Origin of the sequence: Nocardia sp. NPDC057440 (genome assembly GCF_042802915.1) — a bacterium.
Taxonomy (GTDB): Bacteria; Actinomycetota; Actinomycetes; order Mycobacteriales; family Mycobacteriaceae; genus Nocardia.
In genome coordinates, this window is record NZ_JBHVDF010000014.1 from 184,649 (window position 1) to 202,686 (window position 18,038).

Here is an 18,038-nt window from a genome sequence, read left to right on the forward strand (position 1 = left end):
CTGCAGGAAGCTTCCTTCGAGGCCGATTTAGCCGTGGGCCGCCCAAGACGTAGACTGATCGAGCGGTCTGTGCGTGCATGGGCCGACTTCGCGCGCTACCCAGTGCTTGTTCGCAACGGCGCTGTTCGAACCGGAGCTCAATCCGTTCGCGGCAGTGCATGTGCGGAGCAGGGAATCGTCGGCTGGTCCTGATCTTCGTGGTCGGGTCCGACGATTCGGAGGCGCCAGGGCAGTAGATCGCCGATCTGCTGCGTCAACCGGCAATGAAAGAGAGATACGGGAGCTATGGCTGTCGTAACAATGAAGCAGCTGCTCGATAGCGGCGCGCACTTCGGACACCAGACTCGACGCTGGAACCCGAAGATGAAGCGGTTCATCTTCACCGACCGCAACGGCATCTACATCATCGACCTGCAGCAGACGCTGACCTACATCGACAAGGCCTACGAGTTCGTCAAGGAGACCGTCGCCCACGGTGGCACCGTTCTCTTCGTCGGCACCAAGAAGCAGGCCCAGGAGTCGATCGCGGCCGAGGCGACTCGGGTCGGGATGCCCTACGTCAACCAGCGCTGGCTGGGTGGCATGCTCACCAACTTCTCCACCGTGCACAAGCGCCTGCAGCGCCTCAAGGAGCTCGAGGCCATGGAGCAGACCGGTGGCTTCGAGGGTCGCACCAAGAAGGAAATCCTCATGCTCACGCGTGAGATGAACAAGCTCGAGCGCACCCTCGGTGGTATCCGTGACATGGCCAAGGTGCCTTCGGCCATCTGGGTCGTCGACACCAACAAGGAGCACATCGCCGTCGGCGAGGCCCGCAAGCTGAACATCCCGGTCATCGCGATCCTGGACACCAACTGCGATCCCGACCTGGTCGACTACCCGATCCCGGGTAACGACGACGCGATCCGTTCCGCCGCTCTGCTCACCAAGGTCGTCGCCTCCGCGGTGGCCGAGGGCGTGCAGGCGCGGGCCGGCATCTCCTCCGGTGACGACAAGCCGGAAGCCGGCGCGGGCGAGCCGCTCGCCGAGTGGGAGCAGGAGCTGCTCGCGCAGGCTGCCCCCGCCGCTGCCGAGGCCGAGGCCCCTGCCGCTGCCGAGACCGAGGCCCCTGCCGAGGTCGAGACCGCCGCTGACGCCGCGGTCGCCGAGGTTCCGCCGGCCACCACTCCGGCCGACTTCTGAGCCTCTCGACGGCTTTTGTTCACCTTGCCGGCCTCTTCCTGTACGGGAGAGGTCGGCAAGGTGGTGTTACCACCCATTGACAACACACAGGAGGATCGCCACCGATGGCGAACTACACCGCCGCTGACGTGAAGCGGCTGCGGGAGCTCACCGGCTCCGGGATGATGGACTGCAAGAACGCGCTGGTCGAGACCGAGGGTGATTTCGACAAGGCCGTCGAGGTGCTGCGCATCAAGGGCGCCAAGGACGTTGGCAAGCGTGCCGAGCGCGCCACCGCCGAAGGCCTGATCGCCGCCAAGGGCGGCGTGCTGGTCGAGATCAACTCCGAGACCGACTTCGTCGCCAAGAACGACGAGTTCCAGGGTCTTGCCGACAAGATCGTGACCGCTGCCGCGGCCGCGAAGCCTGCCGACCTGGACGCACTCAAGGCCCTCGACCTCGGTGGCCAGACCGCCGACGACGCCCTGCAGGGGCTGGCCGCCAAGATCGGCGAGAAGCTCGAGCTGCGTCGCGTCGCTTCCTTCGACGGCCCGGTCGCCACCTACCTGCACAAGCGGGCCACCGACCTGCCGCCCGCCGTTGGCGTGCTGGTCGAGTACCAGGGCGAGGGCGATGCTGCCGCCGAGGCCGCGCGTGCTGTCGGCATGCAGGTCGCCGCGCTCAAGGCCAAGTACTTGACCCGCGACGATGTTCCGGCCGAGGTCGTGGACAACGAGCGTCGCATCGCCGAGGAGACCGCCCGCGAAGAGGGCAAGCCCGAGGCCGCGCTGCCGAAGATCACCGAGGGCCGCGTCAACGGCTTCTTCAAGGATGTCGTGCTGCTCGAGCAGTCGTCGGTCACCGACTCCAAGAAGACCGTCAAGGCCCTGCTGGAAGAGGCCGGTGTCACCGTGACCCGCTTCGCCCGCTTCGAGGTCGGACAGGCCTGATCACCCTTCGAGACCCCTCGCGCTCCGCATCGGTGTGCGAGGGGTTTCGGCTGTCCGGGCTCGCTTGCCCCCGATTCCATGGTCCGACCGGGCGAGCCCGGCGGTTCGGAGGGGGCCTTTTGCCGCCGGGGAATCCGAATAAGGCAGGATAGGTTCGCTCTACGTTGCTGTCCGGCCGACCTGCTTGCCGTGAGACCGAATCCATCGCCGAAGGAGAAGTACACCCATGACGGACCCGGGGATCGACCGCCCAGGATATCGCCGGGTGCTGCTCAAACTAGGCGGGGAGATGTTCGGCGGCGGCAAGGTCGGGCTCGATCCCGACGTCGTGCAGGCGGTCGCCGAGCAGATCGCCGAGGTTGTCGGCTCCGGTGTTCAGGTGGCCGTGGTTATCGGCGGCGGCAACTTCTTTCGCGGCGCCGAGCTCGAGGAGCGCGGTATGGAGCGGGCCCGTTCGGACTACATGGGCATGCTCGGCACCGTGATGAACAGCCTTGCGCTGCAAGACTTTCTGCAGCAGCAGGGGGTCGACACCCGGGTGCAGACCGCGATCACCATGGGTCAGGTCGCCGAGCCGTACCTGCCGTTGCGGGCCAAGCGGCATCTGGAGAAGGGGCGCGTGGTCATCTTCGGCGCGGGGATGGGCATGCCGTATTTCTCCACCGACACCACCGCCGCCCAGCGTGCCTTGGAGATCGGCGCCGATGTGGTGCTGATGGCGAAGGCGGTCGACGGGGTATTCACCGCCGACCCTCGGGTGGACACGAGCGCCACCATGTACACCGAGATCACCCATAAGGAAGTCATCGAGCGTGATCTGAAGGTCGCGGACGCGACGGCTTTCAGCTTGTGTATGGATAACCAGATGCCCATCCTGGTGTTCAATTTATTGACGAAGGGCAATATTGCCCGGGCGGTCGCCGGTGAGAAGATCGGCACATTGGTTCGGTCCTGACCCCGCGACCTGCGGATCATGACGCTGACGACGCTGTGGAGGAAACGGTCGTGATTGATGAAGCGCTCTTCGATGCCGAGGAGAAAATGGAGAAGGCTGTCTCGGTTGCGAAGGACGATCTAGGTTCCATCCGGACCGGTCGCGCGAACCCGGGCATGTTCTCCCGGATCGTCGTCGACTACTACGGGTCGCTGACCCCGATCACCCAGATGTCGAGCATCACGGTGCCGGAGCCGCGGATGGTGGTGATCAAGCCCTATGAGCAGGCGCAGATGGGCCCGATCGAGACCGCGATCCGCAATTCCGACCTCGGGGTGAACCCGACCAACAACGGTGACATCATCCGCATCTCGATCCCGCAGCTCACCGAGGAGCGCCGCAGGGAACTGGCCAAGCAGGCCAAGAGCAAGGGTGAAGACGCCAAGGTGTCGATCCGAAATGTCCGCCGCAAGGCCATGGACGAACTGTCGCGCATCCAGAAAGATGGCGAGGCGGGTGAGGACGAGGTCGGGCGCGCCGAAAAGGAGCTCGACAAGACCACCGCCAAGTACGTCGGCCAGATCGACGAGCTGGTCAAGCACAAGGAATCTGAACTGCTCGAGGTCTGACGCCCTCGGCGTATGCCGATGTCATCGGACACAGCCGAGCGCCCGCCCCGGGCGGGGAACGAACGGAACGACGAGTGAGCGACGGGACAATCGTGGCCGAGAACGGCGCCGCGACCGGTGCGGCCGGAACGCCGCCGCCGGCGAACGGCACACCTGATGCAAAGCACGGGGACGTGCGTGACGCCGCGACCGCCGACAATGCCTCCGATGGTGTGTCCATCGACCAGGATGCCGGTGCGGCCGACGCGACGACTCCGGAGGCCGTTCCGGCGGCGGTGAAGTCGCGGGCAGGCCGGAACCTGCCCGCCGCGCTGGCCGTCGGATTCGGCCTCGGTTTATCGCTCATCGCGATCCTGCTCTTCGTGCCGAAGGTGTTCATCGGAGTTGCCGCCGCCGGCGTCGGCGTCGCCACCTGGGAGGTCGCCAAGCGGCTGCGCGAGGCCGACGTGCTGGTGCCGAGGATCCCGCTGATCTTCGGCGGCCAGGCGGTGTTCTGGCTCGGCTGGCCGTGGGGCGCCAGCGGTGTCGCGGGCGCCTTCGCCGCCACCGCTCTGGTCTGCATGGTGTGGCGGCTCTTCGATCACGGACTACAGACCGCGCCGCGAAACTTCCTGCGCGACACCGCGATCGCGATCTTCACCCTGGCGTGGATCCCGCTGCTCGCCTCCTTCGCCACCCTGCTGCTGCTGGAACCGGACGGCAACCTGCGGGTGCTGACCTTCATGATCCTGGTGGTGTGCTCCGACGTCGGCGGCTACGTGGCGGGCGTGCTGTTCGGCCGCCATCCGATGGTGCCGTCGATCAGCCCGAAGAAGTCGTGGGAAGGCTTCGGCGGCTCACTGGTCTTCAGCGTCATCGGCGGTCTGCTGACGGTCACCCTGCTGCTGGATGCCAATTCGATGATCGGTGTGGTGCTCGGCATCGGCCTCGTCCTTGTCGCGACGGTCGGTGACCTCATCGAGTCGCAGATCAAGCGGGAACTCGGCATCAAGGACATGGGCACCCTGCTGCCCGGCCACGGCGGCATCATGGACCGCCTCGATTCGATGCTGCCCTCGGCTTTCGTTTCCTGGCTGGTGCTTTCCACGTTCCTCTGACGCCCGACGCGTGCGTGCCGGGAGCGTCCGGATACGCTCGGCGCGTTGATCTTCGGACGGAGTGGCTGCAGTGGGATTGTTTCGTCATGTGCCCCAGCGTGATTCGGCAGATATGCCGCGTGATGCCGAGTTCGAGTTCTTGTCGGCAGGCGAGGGCGGCAGGTTACGCGAGACGGTGTACCGAGCCTTCGCCGAACGTGGCTTCGAGGTAACAGTTTTCGGCACACACGTCACCGATGACTCGGGCAACGAGTTCGGTCTCTACAACATCGCGGCCGCATGCCACAACGCCGCCGAAGGTCCCGAGATCTGGCCCGCGCTGATCGAACGCCACGTCGACCTCGTACTGCGCGGCATCGACGGGGCGCCCGACACGCCCGCGATGCCGACCGCCGAGGTGTGGTCGCTGCTCTATCCCAAAGTGGCGGGCGAGCATCAACTGGCCACCGGCGGGGACTACGGCTACGCCGCCGAGCTGGCTCCGGGTCTGCACGCGGCGCTCGCACTCGATCTGCCCGACAGCGTCCAGACCTTGCCGTGGCAGTCGCTGACCGACCTCGGCGATCTGGATCAGCTGCGAGCACGGGCGATGGACAACCTGCGCGAGTTGCCCATCGAGCAGCACGATGTCATCGAAGACCAGGACGGCACGCGATTCGATGTGGTCGCGGGCGACTCGTACCTGACCGCATCCTGGGCGCTACTGCTGGATGAACTGGTGGCGAAGCTCGTCGGTGCGCCGCTCGGCGACGACGGCGCGCTGGTGGCGGTGCCCTTCCGGCATCTGGTCGCCTTCCACGCCATCGAGGGTCCGGAGCTGATCCCGTCACTGAACGCCATGGCCGGATTCGCCGCAGCCGAATACGCGGACCAGCCCGGCGCGATCAGCCCCTACGTGTTCTGGTGGCGTCGGGGACGATGGACCCAGCTCACCCGGATCGACGACGAAGGTCTGGCCATCGTCGTCGACGAAGAGTTCCACGAGGTGCTGGAGCGCATGGTCGGCGACTAGCCGCTCACGGGCGCTTGGCAACCCGCCTGAGCTGCACGATGCGGACGCCGCCGACGAGTGCCATCACCAGAGCGCCCGCGATCGCCGACAAGAGCACCAGAATTCCGACCGGCAGCGAGAAATTCCAGAACAGCAGATCCACCCGTTGCTGTTCGAGGTTCTGCAGGATGAAGATCAGCACCAGTATGCCGATCAGGGCCGCGACGATGAGAGCGATCCAGGTGTCTCCGGTCCTGGACTTCTGCAAAGTCTTGGCGACGGGCTTCGGCGGCGTGGGAGGGACAACAGGTTCAGTCGGCCGACCGGGCTGCGGTTCGGACGACTCCTCGGCGTGGCTCGTCATGGTCCGATCATTGCCGATCGCTATGACCCGCGCACGTATTTGCGCGCGGGGGATCCGGATGTCGCCGGATCGGAATCTGCCTGCCTTTCGGCACTGTGATCCGAGCCTCGAGCAGTGACCTTCGTCGCCTCGGGCGTCGCGATCGTCACCTTAGGTCGGCAGCGCGCCGAGGGGATGGGACACTGGAGAAACTATGACCGTCTCCCTTCCGCTTGTCTTCGATGCTCCGCGCCGTGGTATGCCCCCTCGGCACCTCGCCGACCTCGATGCCGACGGCCGTCGCGCGGCGGTCGAGGAACTGGGACTGCCGAAGTTCCGAGCGGACCAGATCGCCAGGCAGTACTACGGTCGCCTGCAAGCCGACCCCGAGCAGATGACGGATCTGCCCGCACCGGTGCGCGAGAAAATCGGCGAGGCACTCTTCCCGCCGCTGATGTCGGTCGTGAAGCACGTGGCGTGTGATGCGGGTGAGACGCGAAAGACCTTGTGGCGAGCAGGCGACGGCACCCTCCTCGAGAGCGTCCTCATGCGTTACCCGGATCGCGCCACCCTCTGCATCTCCAGCCAAGCGGGTTGCGGCATGGCCTGCCCGTTCTGCGCCACCGGCCAGGGCGGCCTGAACCGCAATCTGTCCACCGCCGAGATCGTCGACCAGGTGCGCGCCGCGGCCGCCGCCATGCGCGACGGCGAGGTTGCGGGTGGACCCGGTCGACTCTCCAACATCGTCTTCATGGGTATGGGCGAACCGTTGGCCAACTACAAGCGCGTCGTCGCCGCAGTCCGCCGCATCACCTCACCCGCCCCCGACGGCTTCGGCATCTCCCAGCGCAACGTGGTGGTCTCCACCGTCGGCCTGGCCCCTGCGATCCGCAAGCTTGCCGACGAGGATCTCTCGGTGACCCTCGCTGTCTCACTGCACACCCCCGACGACGAGCTGCGCGACACCCTGGTCCCGGTGAACAACCGCTGGCCGGTGTCCGAGGTCCTCGACGCCGCCCGCTACTACGCCGACAAGAGCGGCCGCCGGGTCTCCATCGAGTACGCGTTGATCCGCGATATCAACGACCAGCCCTGGCGCGCGGACATGCTCGGTCAGAAGCTGCACAAGGCGCTGGGCTCCCGGGTCCATGTCAACGTGATCCCCTTGAACCCGACCCCCGGCAGCAAGTGGGACGCCAGCCCCAAACCTGTTGAGCAGGAATTTGTTCGGCGCGTCAACGCGCAGGGCGTCCCCTGCACCGTCCGCGACACCCGTGGCCAAGAAATCGCCGCGGCGTGCGGGCAGTTGGCCGCGGAGGGCTAGGGCCTTCCCGGTGATTCAGCGGCGTAGCCGCTGAACCGCGTCGTCCATGTGCTCGACCAACAGGGTGCGGGCACGGGATGCCGGTCCGGCCCCGATCGCCTCCCGCAACTCGACGTGTTCTCGGGCCTGCTCGCGCAGGTCTGGATAAGCTGTCTGTAAGGCGCCCAAGCACATTCGTGTTTCGATCAGCAGCGTGCGGGCCGCGCGGACCAGTCGCGGGCTGCCCGCGCTGTCGACCAGGGCCTCGTGGAAGGCTTGGTCGGCATCGGACACCCCGACGGCGTCGCCGCTTTCGGCGCGCGCGCACATGTCGGTCACGCTGGGACCGAGGGCGGTATAGGCGACGTCCCGGCGGCCGTCGAGGATGAGCGCGAGCGCTCCGCCCTCGATGGCGGTCCTGGCCCGATAGATGTCGATGACATCGTCGAGAGTCAGTTCGATGACGAAGATGCCGCGATTGCGGATGCTGTAGAGCAGACCTTCGGAGAGCAGTCGCTGCATCGCTTCGCGCACCGGACCACGTGACACTCCGAACCGTGCCGCGAGATCGGCTTCCCCGAGCTGGGCGCCGGGCACGAGATTGCCTCGCATGATGGCCTCCCGCAGCCGGTCGGCGATCATTCCGGCGGTCGACTGCAGGTTCACCGGCTCGAAATCAACGGCCGACATAGGTGTGCCTTTCCGAGAAGAGAGTGCCGAGTGCCGCGGCTGTCGCAGTGTCGCCGCCGGCCAGTCGCAGGCCCTCCCAAATGGTGACCTGGTTGGCGGTCAGCACCGTCTTGCCCACGGTGGCCTCCAGTTCCGGGAGCACCGCAAGGGTGTGCATGGCGGTGTCGGGAATCAGCAGAGCTTGCGCGTCGGGGTGATCGTTGGCCACCGCGAGTTCGCGCACCTGCGCGGGGGTCATGGTCCCGACCTCGGCGGCGGTGTCGATGCCTGCGCTCGACAGCGAAACCACCTGAATTCCGGCGTCGGCCAGGAACTCCACGAACAGTCGTGCGACCTCATCGGGGTAGCTGGCGGCGATGGCGACGCGGCGTACGCCGAGCGCGTGTGCGGCCGCGATGAAGGCGAGGCTGGTGCTGGACGCCGGCACGCCCGCGGTCGCTGACAGTGCGCGCACCTGGTCACGGGCGCCCTGCGGTCCGTACACGAAACTGCCCGAGGTGCAGGCCCAGACGACCGCGGCGGGCCGTTGTGGTGCGAGCAGTTCGGCGCCGTGGCGCAGCTTGTCCGGGCTGCCCAGATCGAGCAGTTCGGGAATGGCGTGCAGATCCGTGCCGTAGATGTGGGCCACCGGTAGCCGTGCGCCGAGGACCGCCGCGGCCAGCGGGTAGTCGTCCTCGGCCGCGTGGTCGGGGTAGATGAAACCGACGGTGGGTGCCTGCATGCGCTGTTCTTCCAGTCAGAAAACGTTGAGTAGCCACTTTCCCGGACCCGTCATCGGCAGCTTCATCCGGCCCAGGCAGGCCCACATGGTGAGCTGGTTCGCGGTGAGCACGGGCTTGCCGAGGGCTTGTTCGAGTGGCTCGATGACGTCGTAAGTGGGCAGGTTGGTACAGCTGACGAAAATGGCCTGGGCGCGAGGGTCATCGGCGCCGACGATGCGTTCGGCGATGGTGCGGTAGTTGACCTTCCAGATGCCGCCGCCCAATCCGAGGTGGTCGGAACGGATGACGGTGCAGCCGGCCTCGGCGAGGAAGTCGTGCAGCTTGTGCGTGAGGATCTCGTCGTAGGGGGTGATCACCGAGACTCTGCTGATATCCAGATGCCCGATCGCCTCCACGAGTGCACCGGAGGTGGTGACGGCGTCTTGCGCCCCGGCCAGGCAGATCGTGTCGCGCAGTGACTTCTCGTACGACAACCCCCTGATGAAACTGCCCGAGGTGCACAGGTAGGCAACCACTTCCGGCTCCACGTGCAGCACGTCGCGGGTCGCGGCGGTCAGGTGCGTGGCGTTGGATACCAGTTCGGCCATTGCCAGTGAAACCGGGACCGGTTCGTAGGGTGTGCGGGCGAGGTGCAGGCTGACGTCCAGGGGCGCCCAGCGCCAGAGCTCGCGTTCGAGCGCGAGGTCGAACGGTGCGATGATCCCGATACCTCGCTGTGCGACGGGCCCTTCGATATCGGGAATGCTCAGATGCAATGCGGCCCCTCTCGCGCTCAGCCGGATAGACCTCCGAGAACGATCGGATTGTTGACAATCATACGATGTGATTTTAGTGTGTCAATGTGGAACAGGGCCCGATTGTCACCGTCCTGCACAGTGACAGTGTGCCCGGCGCGGACCTCATGGCCCCGGTGGCCGGACGGGCCGAAGTGCGCTACACCACGGCGCCCGGGCTCGCTGATGCGGTGCGTGGCGCCGACATCTTGTTCGTCTACGACTTCTCGACTCGCGCGGTTCCCGGCGCCTGGGACGCGGCCGATCGGCTGAGCTGGCTGCACATGGGGTCGACCGGAGTGGATCCGGTGATGTTCCCCGAGCTACGGGAAAGCGAAGTGATGGTCACCAACACGCGCGGCGTATTCGACACTGCTATAGCGGAATACGTGCTGGGTCAGATCCTCGGTTTCGCCAAGGATCTGCCCGGATCGCTGCGCTTGCAGCAACAGCACGAATGGCGCCACCGTGAGTCCGAGCGGATCGCGGGCGCCAGCGTTCTGATCGTTGGAACCGGCACGATCGGCCGCGCCATCGCGCGGCTGCTGCGCGCGGCCGGGATGACCGTGCGCGCGGTGGGCAGGCAGGCGCGCGCGACCGATCCCGATTTCGGCGCCGTCGGCACCGATCTGCATGCCGAGCTGCCCGCGGCAGACTACGTCGTTGCGGTCGCGCCGTTGACGCCGCAGACCCGGGCAATGTTCGATGCCAGGGCATTCGGCGCGATGAAACCGCATGCCAGGTTTGTCAATGTCGGACGCGGGGAACTCGTTGTTACCGACGACCTTCTCGCCGCGCTCACTACGGGATCGATTGCCGGAGCGGCGCTCGATGTGGTGGATCCGGAGCCGCTGCCGATGCGACATCCGCTGTGGGATATGCCGAATGTCCGTATCACTCCACACAATTCGGGTGACTTCATCGGCTGGCGAACCGAGATCGTCAGAGCGTTCACCGAGAACTTCGACAATTGGATCGCCGGCCGGCCATTGGACAACGTGGTCGACAAGGAGCTGGGCTACGTTCCCGGCTGAAGGAGCGCAGGCATGAGCTACCCCGACATCAACAGCGCCACTCAACCGGATGCGATGAGCGCCGTGGAGTTGGTCTCGGCCTACGCGGCCGGAGCCCTCTCGCCGGTCGAGGCGACCGAAGCAATCCTGGAGGCCATCGCGGCCCGTGACGGCGAGTTGAACGCCTTCTGCCTGGTCGATCCCGATCGTGCGCTGGTGCAGGCCAAGGATTCGGAGGCGCGCTGGCATTCCGGCTATGCCCGTGGGCTGCTCGACGGTGTGCCGATCTCGATCAAGGACATCTTCCTGACCGAGGGCTGGCCCACCCGGCGCGGCTCCACTGCGGTCGATCCGAGCGGTCCCTGGCTGGTGGACAGCCCTGTCGCGGCCCGGCTGCGCGAGGACGGCATGGTGTTTCTCGGAAAGACGACGACGCCCGAGATCGCCTGGAAGGCGGTCACCGACAGCCCGCTGACCGGTATCACCCGCAACCCGGCCGATCCGGCGACGACGGCAGGCGGCTCCTCCGGTGGCAGCGCCGCCGCGGTGGCGGCAGGTATGGGCCCGGTGTCGGTCGGCACCGACGGCGGCGGCAGCATCCGCATTCCGGCCGCATTCTGCGGCATCGTCGGCTTCAAACCGACGCACGGCAGGATCCCGCTGTATCCGGCGAGCCCTTTCGGTCCGCTGGCGCACGCGGGCCCGATGACCCGGACAGTCGAGGATGCGGCGCTACTGATGGACATCCTGTCGCTGCCCGATCCTCGCGATCCGACCGCACTGCCGCCCACGGTGACGACCTTCCGTGGCCAGATGCTGCGCGACGTGCGCGGGCTCACCGTCGCCTACTCGCCGACCCTCGGTTATGCCGAGGTCGATCCGGAGGTCGCCGCGATCGTTGACGCGGCGGTGCGGCAGTTGGCCGAGGCCGAGCTGCGGGTCATCGCGGCAGACCCGGACTTCGGCGACCCGCGTGAGGCATTCGAACTGCTGTGGGCCGCCGGCGCGGCGACCATGCTGGCGAAGTTCCCGGACGGCGCGCGCGAACAAGTGGACCCGGGCCTGCGCGCGGTCTGGGAACGTGGCGAATCCATCGGTGCCGTCGACTATCTCGGCGCGCGCGATGTGGCCGCCCAACTCGGTATCGCCATGGGCGCTTTCCACGCCACCTACGACGTGCTGATCACCCCGACGATGCCGATCACCGCATTCGAGGCGGGTCACGATGTCCCACCCGGCAGCGGGCTTGATGGCTGGCCACAGTGGACACCGTTCACCTACCCGTTCAACCTCACCCAGCAGCCCGCGATCAGCATCCCCGCGGGCACCACTCGCGCGGGGCTGCCGGTCGGCCTGCAAATTATCGGGCCGCGCCACTCCGACGATCTGATCCTCGCCGTCGCGCGCTACGCCGAGCAGGTGTTGGCTGCCTGACCGCTGGGATCGGATCGTAGGAGCCCGCAGGCGATTACGCGCGGGCGAACGCCAGAGTTTCGCCCTGGACGCCGTGTAGCCAGAGGGCGTTGCAGGCAGTCGCGATGTCGGTCAGGCCATCGTCGATGGTGGCGAAGACATTGCCGGGAACCCAGCCCATATCGCCATTGATGAGCAGGTTGTTGCGGCCGTAGAAGATAGCCAGATCGGTGGCGCCCTGGTCGTGGTGCGCTGCCGAGCCCGGCTCGTAGCCGTAGGCCGGGTTGCCGATCTCCCACGGTTCGAAATCGAACAGGCACACGTCGCCGGGGATGGGGGTGACGGTCGGGTTCTCCCGGTGCGGCGCCGCGCCGATCCGTGGCACGAGGGTGTACACCTCGTTGCGGGCGTACTTGGCGTGGAACGCATCGCCCTCCTGCGGCAGCGCATCCCACACCGCGTCGCACGTTCGGGGTGCTTCCGCGTCCAGCAGTCGGGCGCGGCAGGTCACGCCCGCCTTCGTCAGCGTGATGGTGATGTAGCGGGCCATCGGTCCTGCTTCCTGGTCATCGCTCCGAGGCGAGCTCGGCGGGTACGGGGCAGCCACTAGCGGGTCCTTTCGAGCGACCTGCAAGCAGTCGCTAGCGGACGGTGCGCATGCGGTCGGTTCACAGCGTGGCGAGAACTGCCGCCCAGATCGCGAGCGCGTCGTCGATCTGAGTATCGGTCACGATCAGCGGCGGGATCATTCGCACCACGTTCATATGCGCACCGCAGGTGAGCAGCAGCAGCCCTTTCTCCACCGCCGACCGCTGGGCGGCGGCGGCGGTGGCAGGGTCGGGTTCGCCTGTCGCAGTGGTGAATTCGGCGCCGGCCAGTAGTCCGAGGCCACGCACATCGCCGATCGCCTTGGTGGCGCTGTCCCGCAGACCGGCCAGCAGCTGTGCGCCGCGGGCGGCGGCGTTGTCCACCAGGCGCTCCGATTCGATCACGTCGAGTGTGGCGACCGCTGCCGCGCAGGCCACGGCGTTGCCGCCATAGGTTCCGCCTTGGGATCCCGGCCACGCCTTGGCCATCAGCTCGCGTGACGCCGCGATCCCCGACAGCGGGAACCCGCTGGCCAGCCCCTTCGCGATGGTGATGACATCGGGGCGGACCCCGAAGTGCTGATGCCCGAAGAACTTTCCGGTCCGGCCGAAACCGGTCTGGATCTCGTCGAAGACGAGCAGGATGCCGTGCCGGTCCGCGCGTTCGCGCAGCCCGCGGAAGAACTCACTATTGCCCGGGATGTATCCGCCCTCGCCCAGCATCGGCTCGACCACGAAAGCGGCGGTCTCGGCGGGGGAGGTGACGGTCGCGAAGAGATAGTCCAACTCGCGCAGCGCGAAGGCGGTGGCCTCCGCTTCGGTCCAGCCGTAGCGGAACGCGGTGGGGAATGGTGCCACGTGCACGCCGGACATGAGCGGGCTGAACCCGGCGGAGAAGCGGGTGCCCGAGGTCGTCATGGTCGCCGCGGCGACAGTGCGGCCATGAAATCCGCCGTGGAAGACGATGATGTTCGGCCGTCCGGTCGCCTGGCGGGCCAGGCGCAGCGCTGCCTCGATCGCCTCGCTGCCGGAGTTGGCGAAGAACAGCGTGTCCAGGCCGTCCGGCAGTATCGCGCCGAGCCGCTCGGTGAGCTCGAGCAGTGGCCGATGCATGACGGTGGTGTATTGGCCGTGGATCAGGCTGGCGACCTGGGCCTGCGCCGCCGCGACCACGTGCGGGTGGCAGTGCCCGGTGCTGGTCACGCCGATGCCCGCGGTGAAGTCGAGGTAGCGGCGTCCGTCGGTGCCGTACAGGTAGCAGCCCGCGCCGTGGTCGACGGTTATCGGGGTGGCCTGCTTGAGGACGGGGGATAGCTCGGTCATGGTGATCCGCCTCCCGGGGCGTGGGTGGAACGCATATCCGCAGATTGTCTATTGTCGGATTGTCGACAATATGCATAACATGGGCGCGGGGGTCGCAGCAATGGGTGGTTGCCTAGCCGGTGCTCGGCCCGGCGCGGTCCGCAGGCGGACTTCGTCCTGCTGCTTCCATCAGACGGAGGCCGCGTCAGCAATGAAAGGAGCCCTGCGCCATGCTCACCGAGACCACCCTGACCGCGGCGGAACGTGCCGCGATCGACAGTGTGCCGACAGGTCTGTACATCGGCGGACAGTGGTGTGGCACCTCCGGCACGCTGCCGGTCACCGATCCGGCGACCGGGCAGCTGCTGTGCGAGGTGGCCGACGCCGAACCGGGCGCCGGGCGCAACGCCCTGGCCGCGGCCGACCAGGCGCAGGCGGAGTGGGCGAGGACGCCGCCGAGGCAGCGCAGCGACATCCTCATGGACGCCCACCGGGAGTTACTCGCCGATACCGAACGACTCGCGCTGATCATGACCCTGGAAATGGGCAAGCCGTTGGCCGAAGCCCGCGGGGAAATCGCCTATGCGGCGGAGTTCTTCCGCTGGTTCGCCGAGGAAGCCGTCCGCCTCGACGGCGGATACCTCCCTGCTCCGGCGGGCGGATCGCGCTTTCTGGTGACCAGGCAGCCGGTCGGCCCCAGCCTGCTCATCACGCCGTGGAATTTCCCGCTGGCCATGGGCACCCGCAAGATCGGTCCGGCACTGGCCGCGGGGTGCACCTGCGTGGTGAAACCCGCTGAACAGACGCCACTCTCGATGCTGGCGCTCGCCGACATCCTGGCTCGGGTCGGCGTCCCCGCGGGTGTCGTGAATGTCATCACCACGTCCGACCCGAGTGCGGTGATGACGCCGCTCATTCTGGACAGCCGCTCCCGCAAGCTGTCGTTCACGGGTTCGACCGCCGTCGGCAAGGTACTGCTCGAACAGTGCGCGCGGACCGTGATGCGCACCTCGATGGAGCTTGGTGGCAACGCGCCGTTCATCGTGTTCGACGATGCGAATCTCGACGAGGCCGTCGAGGGTGCGGTCGCGGCGAAGATGCGCAATATCGGGCAGGCGTGCACCGCCGCGAACCGAATCCTCGTGCAGCGCGACGTCGCCGAGGAGTTCGCCGACCGGCTCACCGCCCGGCTGGCGGCCCTGCCGATGGGTTGTGGCACCGAGCCGGGAGTCGTCGTCGGTCCGCTCATCGACGCCGCGGCGGTGACGAAGGTGGAGAGCCTGGTCGCCGATGCTGTCGGCCGCGGCGCGACCGTGCGCACCGGCGGAGCGGCGGTGGACGGGCCAGGGAACTTCTATCCCGCGACCGTGCTGACCGGTGTGCCGGACGAGGCCGAGATGTGCCACACCGAGATCTTCGGACCGGTCGCGGCGATCGGCACGTTCGACACCGAAGCCGAGGTCGTCGCGCGCGCCAACGACACGCCGTACGGATTGGTGGGTTACGTCTTCACCGAGAGTCTGCGGCGCGGATTGCGGGTGTGCGAGGCACTGGAGACCGGCATGGTGGGCCTGAATCAAGGAGTCGTGTCGAATCCCGCCGCGCCGTTCGGCGGGGTGAAGGAATCCGGGCTGGGCAGGGAAGGCGGCCTGACCGGCATCGATGAGTTTCTGGAGACCAAGTACATAGGAGTGCGGTTGTGAGCGAGCGACCCGACGACATAGCGACGCCTGTCTGCGCAGCGGAGCCGAGTGACAGAGAGGCGGAGCTGTGAACACACATCACATCGCAACCATTCCCGGCGACGGCATCGGCGTCGACGTGACCGCCGAGGCCGTCAGGGTCCTCGACGCGGTGCTGCCCGGGATCGAATGGACCGAATTCGACTGGTCGTGTGAGAACTACCTGCGCACCGGAGCGATGATGCCCGCCGACGCGCCCGACCTCCTGGCCGGGTGCGACGCGATCCTGCTCGGTGCGGTGGGATTCCCCGGTGTCCCCGACCATGTGTCGTTGTGGGGGTTGCTGATTCCGCTGCGCCGGGCCTTCGGCCAGTACGTGAACTTGCGTCCGGTCCGGTTGCTGCCCGGCACCGAATCGGCGTTGCGCGACCGCACCGCCGACGACCTGGACATCCTGATTGTGCGGGAGAACTCGGAGGGCGAATACTCCGCGATCGGCGGCGTGCGCAACCCCGGCCGCCCGGACGAATTCGTGCTGCAGGAATCGGTGTTCACGCGGGTCGGCTGCGAACGGATCATCCGCTACGCCTTCGAACGGGCCACTGAACGCGACGGCCGGTTGTGCTCGGCCACCAAGTCGAACGGCCTGCTCCACTCGATGCCGTACTGGGACAGCGTGTTCGAGCGAATCGCCGCGGAGTACCCGCAGGTGGCGACCCGGCAGCTGCATGTCGACGCGCTGGCCGCCGAAATCGTGCTGCACCCCGATCGGCTGGATGTGATCGTCGGGTCGAATCTGTTCGGCGACATCCTGTCCGACCTTGCCGCCGCCGTGACCGGTGGGCTCGGCCTCGCCCCCTCGGGCAATATCAATCCCGACCGCACAGCGCCGTCCATGTTCGAGGCAGTGCACGGCAGCGCGCCCGATATTGCTGGGCAGGGCATCGCCAACCCGGTCGCGCAGATCCTTGCTGGAGCCATGCTGCTCGACCACCTTGGCGAACACGCCGCCGCCGCCGCGGTGGACCGCGCGGTCTGCGACGTTCTGCGCGAGGGTCGTGTCCGCACGCCCGACCTCGGCGGCACTGCGACGACCGGCGATCTCGGTAGCGCCATCGCGCGCCGTGCGGCCGAGTTGACGGCTGCCCGCCGCGAGGCGGTAGAGGCGCGGTGATCGCCACACGACAGTCGGAATGCGGTCACGGTGAGATGCGCTTCGTCGTTGCCGCGAAGCACCACCTGCCATGGCCGGGCCAAGCGTTGTGTCGTTCGCGGTCAACAGCGTTGGTGTGTCGGGCAGTTGGGCTGCGCCGCGGCGGCGGTGACCTACCAGGACGCCAAGTCATCGGGCAAGGTCAAGGTCGGTTTCGCCGCCGGTGAGATCGGTGCGGCACCAATTCTGTGCGACCGAGCTGGTTGACCCGACGGACAGGTGGGGCTCCTCCACCGCTGTGGACAGGCGACGTTTCCGATTTCCGGTTACGCTCCCGCCATGACGCTCTCGACCCGGTCGGATGGTGGAACCGTGCTCGGGCTGTCTTGCGGACAGCCCGGCGGCAGCGCGGAGCTCCTGCTGACAGCAGCGCTGTCCGCCGCCAGGGACGGCGGCATGGACGCGCGGCTCGTCAGGCTCGACGACCTGGAGATCGCACCCGGTCCGAACACCGGAACAGCCGACGACACCGCATGGTTCTGGGAACAGCTCATCGAGTGTGATGCGCTGATCGTCGCGGTCCCGGTGCTGACCAGGACCATCCCCGGCCGCCTGAAACTTCTGGCCGACCGCATCCTCGGCCCCAACGCCGACGCCGCCATCACCACCGAGTTGCTGCGCCTGCAGGCCTCCGGCGTCACTCCCGCGGTGTCCTTCCGGGTGGACGAACGGGTCCTCAGGCCGCGGGTAGCCGGATTCATCGCTGTCGGAGGGTCTTTGACGCCGCGCTGGACTACCTTCGCGCTGCCGCTCCTGCACACCCTGACCTTCTCCATGCGGATCGCCGTCGTCGATCAGGTGCAGTTCGCGGGCGCGGGCATGCCTCGATCCATCGTGCTCGACGACAGCGCCATCGCGCGAGCGACACAGCTTGGCCGCAACGTGACGGGACAGGTCGGCGCGCGTTTCGAGGACGCGAAATACCTCGGGGACCCGCCCGGCCTGTGCCCGTCGTGCCATCTGGATGTTTTCGTTCTACGCGGCCAGGAAGCCGAGTGCGCTACCTGCGGGGCGAGCGGCGAGCTCGTCGTCGTCGACGGCACTGTGACCGTGCGCTTTCCTGCGGGCCGAGCTCGCGGCTCCGTCACATCGATGGAGGAGCTGCGCGACCACTTCTTCGAGATCCAGCAAACCGCCGCACGCCAAGGTGCGCAGGCTGACGAGATAGATCGGCGCGCAAAGGCTTACGAGCCGTCTGCCTTCACCGTCCGTCCCGAGCGTTAGCAGTTAACCGT

18 protein-coding genes are annotated in these 18,038 nt (G+C 67.1%); 12 read left to right on the forward strand and 6 right to left on the reverse strand.

Translation table 11 applies throughout. The annotated features are described in order from the left end of the window. Positions 1–285 precede the first annotated feature (285 nt). The 6 genes from rpsB to ACFU4Z_RS26725 all read left to right on the forward strand — a co-directional run bounded on the left by rpsB (position 286) and on the right by ACFU4Z_RS26725 (position 5,783). Positions 286–1,182: a 30S ribosomal protein S2 gene (gene rpsB / locus ACFU4Z_RS26700; RefSeq protein ID WP_379067666.1), complete on the forward strand. Its 897-nt coding sequence runs from the start codon at positions 286–288 to the stop codon at positions 1,180–1,182. A 104-nt stretch (positions 1,183–1,286) separates the two neighbouring features. After that, entirely contained in the window at positions 1,287–2,111 is an 825-nt protein-coding gene (gene tsf, locus ACFU4Z_RS26705; RefSeq protein WP_379067668.1) for a translation elongation factor Ts, read from the forward strand. A 226-nt stretch (positions 2,112–2,337) separates the two neighbouring features. After that, positions 2,338–3,066: a UMP kinase gene (gene pyrH / locus ACFU4Z_RS26710; protein ID WP_379067670.1), complete on the forward strand. Its 729-nt coding sequence runs from the start codon at positions 2,338–2,340 to the stop codon at positions 3,064–3,066. Positions 3,067–3,116: 50 nt separating this feature from the next. Next, the gene (gene frr, locus ACFU4Z_RS26715) at positions 3,117–3,674 is read left to right on the forward strand and encodes a ribosome recycling factor (protein ID WP_379067672.1); all 558 of its coding nucleotides are present in this window, start codon (positions 3,117–3,119) and stop codon (positions 3,672–3,674) included. 212 nt (positions 3,675–3,886) lie between these two features. Then, positions 3,887–4,771, forward strand: a complete 885-nt coding sequence (locus ACFU4Z_RS26720; RefSeq protein WP_379067867.1) for a phosphatidate cytidylyltransferase — start codon at positions 3,887–3,889, stop codon at positions 4,769–4,771. 70 nt (positions 4,772–4,841) lie between these two features. Next, a complete protein-coding gene (locus tag ACFU4Z_RS26725; RefSeq protein WP_379067674.1) occupies positions 4,842–5,783 on the forward strand; it encodes a hypothetical protein in 942 nt (313 codons plus the stop codon). 4 nt (positions 5,784–5,787) lie between these two features. On the opposite strand, the gene ACFU4Z_RS26730 is transcribed toward ACFU4Z_RS26725, so the two are convergent. After that, on the reverse strand, positions 5,788–6,126 hold the full coding sequence (locus ACFU4Z_RS26730; RefSeq protein ID WP_379067676.1) for a lipopolysaccharide assembly LapA domain-containing protein: 339 nt from the start codon (positions 6,124–6,126) through the stop codon (positions 5,788–5,790). A 193-nt stretch (positions 6,127–6,319) separates the two neighbouring features. Here ACFU4Z_RS26730 and rlmN point away from each other — a divergent pair, with 193 nt between their 5' ends. Next, the gene (rlmN, locus tag ACFU4Z_RS26735; RefSeq protein ID WP_379067678.1) at positions 6,320–7,429 is read left to right on the forward strand and encodes a 23S rRNA (adenine(2503)-C(2))-methyltransferase RlmN; all 1,110 of its coding nucleotides are present in this window, start codon (positions 6,320–6,322) and stop codon (positions 7,427–7,429) included. Positions 7,430–7,444: 15 nt separating this feature from the next. Here rlmN and ACFU4Z_RS26740 read toward each other — a convergent pair whose 3' ends face one another. From ACFU4Z_RS26740 to ACFU4Z_RS26750, 3 genes are read right to left on the reverse strand one after another with little or no spacing between them, the layout of a single operon-like run. Next, positions 7,445–8,098 (reverse strand): GntR family transcriptional regulator, encoded by a 654-nt coding sequence (locus ACFU4Z_RS26740; RefSeq protein ID WP_379067680.1) that lies wholly within the window; start codon positions 8,096–8,098, stop codon positions 7,445–7,447. After that, positions 8,085–8,819: a maleate cis-trans isomerase gene (locus tag ACFU4Z_RS26745; RefSeq protein WP_379067682.1), complete on the reverse strand. Its 735-nt coding sequence runs from the start codon at positions 8,817–8,819 to the stop codon at positions 8,085–8,087. The genes ACFU4Z_RS26740 and ACFU4Z_RS26745 overlap by 14 nt, the downstream gene beginning before the upstream one ends. Before the next feature lie 15 nt (positions 8,820–8,834). After that, on the reverse strand, positions 8,835–9,575 hold the full coding sequence (locus tag ACFU4Z_RS26750; protein ID WP_379067684.1) for an Asp/Glu/hydantoin racemase: 741 nt from the start codon (positions 9,573–9,575) through the stop codon (positions 8,835–8,837). Between the two features lie 86 nt (positions 9,576–9,661). On the opposite strand from ACFU4Z_RS26750, the gene ACFU4Z_RS26755 reads away from it, so the two are divergent. Both ACFU4Z_RS26755 and ACFU4Z_RS26760 read left to right on the forward strand, forming a co-directional pair. Continuing rightward, positions 9,662–10,627, forward strand: a complete 966-nt coding sequence (locus ACFU4Z_RS26755; RefSeq protein WP_379067686.1) for a D-2-hydroxyacid dehydrogenase — start codon at positions 9,662–9,664, stop codon at positions 10,625–10,627. Positions 10,628–10,639: 12 nt separating this feature from the next. Further along, positions 10,640–12,040 (forward strand): amidase, encoded by a 1,401-nt coding sequence (locus ACFU4Z_RS26760; protein ID WP_379067688.1) that lies wholly within the window; start codon positions 10,640–10,642, stop codon positions 12,038–12,040. 34 nt (positions 12,041–12,074) lie between these two features. Here ACFU4Z_RS26760 and ACFU4Z_RS26765 read toward each other — a convergent pair whose 3' ends face one another. Next, positions 12,075–12,569, reverse strand: a complete 495-nt coding sequence (locus ACFU4Z_RS26765) for a DUF3830 family protein (protein WP_379067690.1) — start codon at positions 12,567–12,569, stop codon at positions 12,075–12,077. 118 nt (positions 12,570–12,687) lie between these two features. After that, positions 12,688–13,929 (reverse strand): aspartate aminotransferase family protein, encoded by a 1,242-nt coding sequence (locus ACFU4Z_RS26770; protein WP_379067692.1) that lies wholly within the window; start codon positions 13,927–13,929, stop codon positions 12,688–12,690. A 209-nt stretch (positions 13,930–14,138) separates the two neighbouring features. Here ACFU4Z_RS26770 and ACFU4Z_RS26775 point away from each other — a divergent pair, with 209 nt between their 5' ends. The 3 genes from ACFU4Z_RS26775 to ACFU4Z_RS26785 all read left to right on the forward strand — a co-directional run bounded on the left by ACFU4Z_RS26775 (position 14,139) and on the right by ACFU4Z_RS26785 (position 18,027). Beyond that, a complete protein-coding gene (locus ACFU4Z_RS26775) occupies positions 14,139–15,611 on the forward strand; it encodes an NAD-dependent succinate-semialdehyde dehydrogenase (RefSeq protein ID WP_379067694.1) in 1,473 nt (490 codons plus the stop codon). Between the two features lie 67 nt (positions 15,612–15,678). Further along, the gene (locus ACFU4Z_RS26780; RefSeq protein ID WP_379067697.1) at positions 15,679–16,764 is read left to right on the forward strand and encodes a tartrate dehydrogenase; all 1,086 of its coding nucleotides are present in this window, start codon (positions 15,679–15,681) and stop codon (positions 16,762–16,764) included. A 318-nt stretch (positions 16,765–17,082) separates the two neighbouring features. Next, positions 17,083–18,027 (forward strand): flavodoxin family protein, encoded by a 945-nt coding sequence (locus tag ACFU4Z_RS26785; protein ID WP_379067700.1) that lies wholly within the window; start codon positions 17,083–17,085, stop codon positions 18,025–18,027. Positions 18,028–18,038 lie beyond the last annotated feature (11 nt).

What these genes read in the sequence shown, in the direction of transcription:
- rpsB (WP_379067666.1), top strand. Translation starts at nt 286, where the DNA reads ATGGCTGTCGTAACAATGAAGCAGCTGCTCGATAGCGGCGCGCACTTC.
- tsf (WP_379067668.1), top strand. Translation starts at nt 1,287, where the DNA reads ATGGCGAACTACACCGCCGCTGACGTGAAGCGGCTGCGGGAGCTCACC.
- pyrH (WP_379067670.1), top strand. Translation starts at nt 2,338, where the DNA reads ATGACGGACCCGGGGATCGACCGCCCAGGATATCGCCGGGTGCTGCTC.
- ACFU4Z_RS26730 (WP_379067676.1), bottom strand. Translation starts at nt 6,126, where the DNA reads ATGACGAGCCACGCCGAGGAGTCGTCCGAACCGCAGCCCGGTCGGCCG.
- rlmN (WP_379067678.1), top strand. Translation starts at nt 6,320, where the DNA reads ATGACCGTCTCCCTTCCGCTTGTCTTCGATGCTCCGCGCCGTGGTATG.
- ACFU4Z_RS26740 (WP_379067680.1), bottom strand. Translation starts at nt 8,098, where the DNA reads ATGTCGGCCGTTGATTTCGAGCCGGTGAACCTGCAGTCGACCGCCGGA.
- ACFU4Z_RS26745 (WP_379067682.1), bottom strand. Translation starts at nt 8,819, where the DNA reads ATGCAGGCACCCACCGTCGGTTTCATCTACCCCGACCACGCGGCCGAG.
- ACFU4Z_RS26760 (WP_379067688.1), top strand. Translation starts at nt 10,640, where the DNA reads ATGAGCTACCCCGACATCAACAGCGCCACTCAACCGGATGCGATGAGC.
- ACFU4Z_RS26765 (WP_379067690.1), bottom strand. Translation starts at nt 12,569, where the DNA reads ATGGCCCGCTACATCACCATCACGCTGACGAAGGCGGGCGTGACCTGC.
- ACFU4Z_RS26770 (WP_379067692.1), bottom strand. Translation starts at nt 13,929, where the DNA reads ATGACCGAGCTATCCCCCGTCCTCAAGCAGGCCACCCCGATAACCGTC.
- ACFU4Z_RS26775 (WP_379067694.1), top strand. Translation starts at nt 14,139, where the DNA reads ATGCTCACCGAGACCACCCTGACCGCGGCGGAACGTGCCGCGATCGAC.
- ACFU4Z_RS26785 (WP_379067700.1), top strand. Translation starts at nt 17,083, where the DNA reads ATGACGCTCTCGACCCGGTCGGATGGTGGAACCGTGCTCGGGCTGTCT.